The organism is Alphaproteobacteria bacterium (assembly GCA_018662925.1).
GTDB lineage: Bacteria > Pseudomonadota > Alphaproteobacteria > 16-39-46 > JABJFC01 > JABJFC01.
Genome location: JABJFC010000067.1, coordinates 1 through 3,426 on the forward strand (window position 1 = coordinate 1; position 3,426 = coordinate 3,426).

At 40.0% G+C, this 3,426-nt stretch carries 1 protein-coding gene; it reads right to left on the reverse strand.

Translation table 11 applies throughout. The annotated features are described in order from the left end of the window. A partial coding sequence (locus HOL16_05765; GenBank protein MBT5390196.1) for a hypothetical protein occupies positions 1 to 2,498 on the reverse strand: 2,498 nt, incomplete at its 3' end. Positions 2,499 to 3,426 lie beyond the last annotated feature (928 nt).

Sequence of the window (3,426 nt, forward strand, 5' to 3'; positions counted from 1 at the left end):
GCTCCAGCAATATTCCGATGGAAGTTTTGAGCCTGCAATTCATCAAACCAGTACCTAGGACTGAATTTAAAGAAGACTTGAGGCGTTGTCGCTCTCGCAATAGCCTCCCTTAAGTTATCAGCTATACGTGTTGTATGAAGGTTTAGTCCATTTGACATAAGATCACGAATTGGATCCCTGGGTTCAATGTAATAGGGATTTGGACTGCCTAATTCCAGACCTTTCTCTCCGACTGTAATCAAGAGACCGGGAGTTGATATTTGACCCTGAAGAGTATGTGAAGCCGTTATGATTTCCTTTGATGTACTCGTTTGCGCTGGAAATATCTGCTGAGCTCCTGCGAAACCGTTAGATCTGTACAAAAAACAATGTGCCTCTGCTCGATTCCGCATGGTTGAATTAATAGTACCAGACACTGGCCGAGTTAATGTTTTTTCCATAAGAATCTTGGGAACACTTTCCATGTTTAAAAGCCCTAATAAAAGTCCTTTTTCCTGTATATCAAACTCACTAAAAAACTTTTGAAAAAGTGAGGCTTCAAAATCCTCTAATTGGATTATTACTTCTGGGGATTCCTGATGCGCATATAAAATACTTGCCTCATTTTTAACCGTGGATCCCTGATTTGTTGATAGGGCACCTTGAACACGTAACTCTGCTGGGTCACTACTTGCAAAGCTAAAATTAGAGTTGGGATGAGCTGACCTCATCCCATTGGAATAGCAATAATATGTAAAATCGACCCGTCCAATATGACGCCGAAGGTGGAGGTTTCCCCCTCCGTTCAGTTCAAAGTTATTTGCAACATGAATAATTCCTGCTTCACAATCAGAATCTCGTGGAGAGTCAATTTCTAAATCTCTTGTTTCAAAATGACCACGATTAAAAAGGGGACCTCTAAATTCTGATTTTTCATTAACCAACAAAGTACTTCCGTTACTTATTGCGATAGGAAAAGTAAAAAGGTGTTGCCCATCATAAACTTCCGAACGCACTTCTTGCCCCAGGAAATGAAATACCGGATTTTCTACATTTCCACCCAGATTCAGAGATTTACTATATTGCCCGTGACTATAAATAGTGACAAAATTTCTCCGTGTGGGATCGGTTATCAGACGACCAACAGAGATCCCTTTCGGCGCATGTACAAAAGCATTCACAGTCGCGAGAATAGCTTTTTCGAGATCAAAGGTGTTTGCATAGCCCCTCAGAAATGAATTCTGCAAAAGAAACTCTGGCATTTCTTCTAAATCATTATCGCCTAGTTGTATTCTGGCCTCGGGCGTATAAAAGTGCAGCCCTTTGTCGGCCTGAACCGTTGCCTTTAAGCGGATCTGCTGCCTAGAATCAGGTAAGTCTCCAGAGCCATCCCCATACAGATGATCCATTGCTTCTTCAACCGAGGTAACGTCCAATAGTCCTGTTTGCCAAAATTCAAAAGTCCCTGCAGTCCGGTAAGAATGCGTCAGAGAAAAATCTTGATCTGAATCCAATCTAACGATTGTTCTTTCACTGCTGGGAATGTTGTCTATAAGAAAGTCTAGAACCTGAAGCTCCAGAAGGGGAGATTGAATGATTACGCCTGGTATCTCTAAGCTACGCGCTTTAAGCAAAACTTCCTCTTCGGCAAAAAAGCCTCCATCTCTTATCACCGTCATGGGGCTGTCAGACTTATCCTGAAACTCAACTGTTGTCCCTTGCACCTTACCCAGATGTTCAACTGTCGTCGGTGTTAAGAGAGAAAGAACTGTTTTTCCATTGGCTCCAATATGCCCATTCTTTCCTGTCAGATTTCCTGAGCAAGACACTTGAGTTGTCTCTATGCCGCTGATGCTGCCATTCTCATTTTGGAGGTCTTTTGTTTGGAGAACCACCCCACCCCGAGCATGGATCTTTCCGTCAGTATTATCAAAGCCTTCCCCAACTTCTAGGATAATGTTTGATAAGAATTCTAGATTACCACCAGTGTTCTTAAATTGTGTTGAAGAAACTGAAAAAGATTTTCCTTGGAGCTTTCTCGTATTTTGAAAAAGAGCTCCATTATAGCTAAAAGCTTCCGCTCTAACATCGCCTTCAACCGCTAATGTTCCGGCTTCAACATCAAAAGAACTAAAATTCAACTCCACCCGACTGTCATTTACATGAACTCTGCCAGCCGTTTTAAAATGAGCTTGAATCTCTTCAGCCTTAAGAATCTCAATGGAACCGCTTTCGCTTACTGTAAAAGTGAGTCCCCCAATCGTATATTCGTTTCGCTCCGCTTCGTACCACCAACCTTCTAATGAAAGAGTACTAACTGCTAACTGATACCTGTCATTCAACTCTAGTTCATAAGTTTTTTCAGCTTGAACCAAATGCAGTGCTTTTCGACACTCCTCCTCTCTAAGTTCAATTCTAATGGATTCAGCTTTGGCCTGATAAAGAACCACTTCGAAAACGAAGATCGCAAAGATTATAGATGCAAGTATCCTTTTGATCTGACCGATGTTGAGAAACATAGGCTCACCTACCTTTCAAATTTATATAGCTGCTACCAATACTCTATGCAGCAGGAATCAATACTTGAATTAACAAATACAATAAAATTTTAGGTAGTCGAAAGATTGACGATACTACCTCCTGATACTTTAATTGCATAATATTTGAGTTTTCTTTTTTTGCAACCCCATAATTTAATTATTGAAAAAAAAGAAAGAGTAAAAGTGAGCCACTTCAAAGCTAGAGAGAGGGATGCGAATCCTCCCCTCTTATCCCTTCATCTTGCTCAAAATTTAGATGCTTCGATTGCCCTCAAATTCATTTAATCCAAGTTTCTTTTATTTTTTTGTGGAGCTGCATGCAATTGATATATCAATATAGGTTCTTATTTAGCGGCTTCTTCTTTTCTTAAAAGAATCCCATTGAGAGTTTTTAACGCAGTTTCTAGAACGCCGATGACATTAGCGTAGAGATTTCCAGGTTGATTGATTTGTGATAAATCATTCGTTCTTCAGAAGCATCATCTGGACATATAGCTGCTAATGCCATAAATGAACCTGTTGACACACCGGTAATGCCCCCCCTATATAACTGATGTATTTTTTACCAGTTCTTTGCTCTATATCTTCAATAATTTCTGCTTCAAAAACGCCTAGAACACCTCCTCCATCTAATGCAAGTGACCGAATTGAAAAAAATTGTTTTCCATCCTCACAAAAACACTCTCCTCATCCAGAATGGGTAACTTCGTTTAAAGTTGATTGGGCTTTATACAAAAAATCTTCAAATTCCTCCGTCTCTTCAATAGATATACCCAAAACGAATCAAAGTGCCGATTTCAGTAATTGAAAATCATCATTGATGCGATCCACCATATCGTGGGAAATTTTTGGCCAAGTGATTTCAAAAAAGTCCATGATTGATCTTCGAAATTCTTTTGCAGAAGTA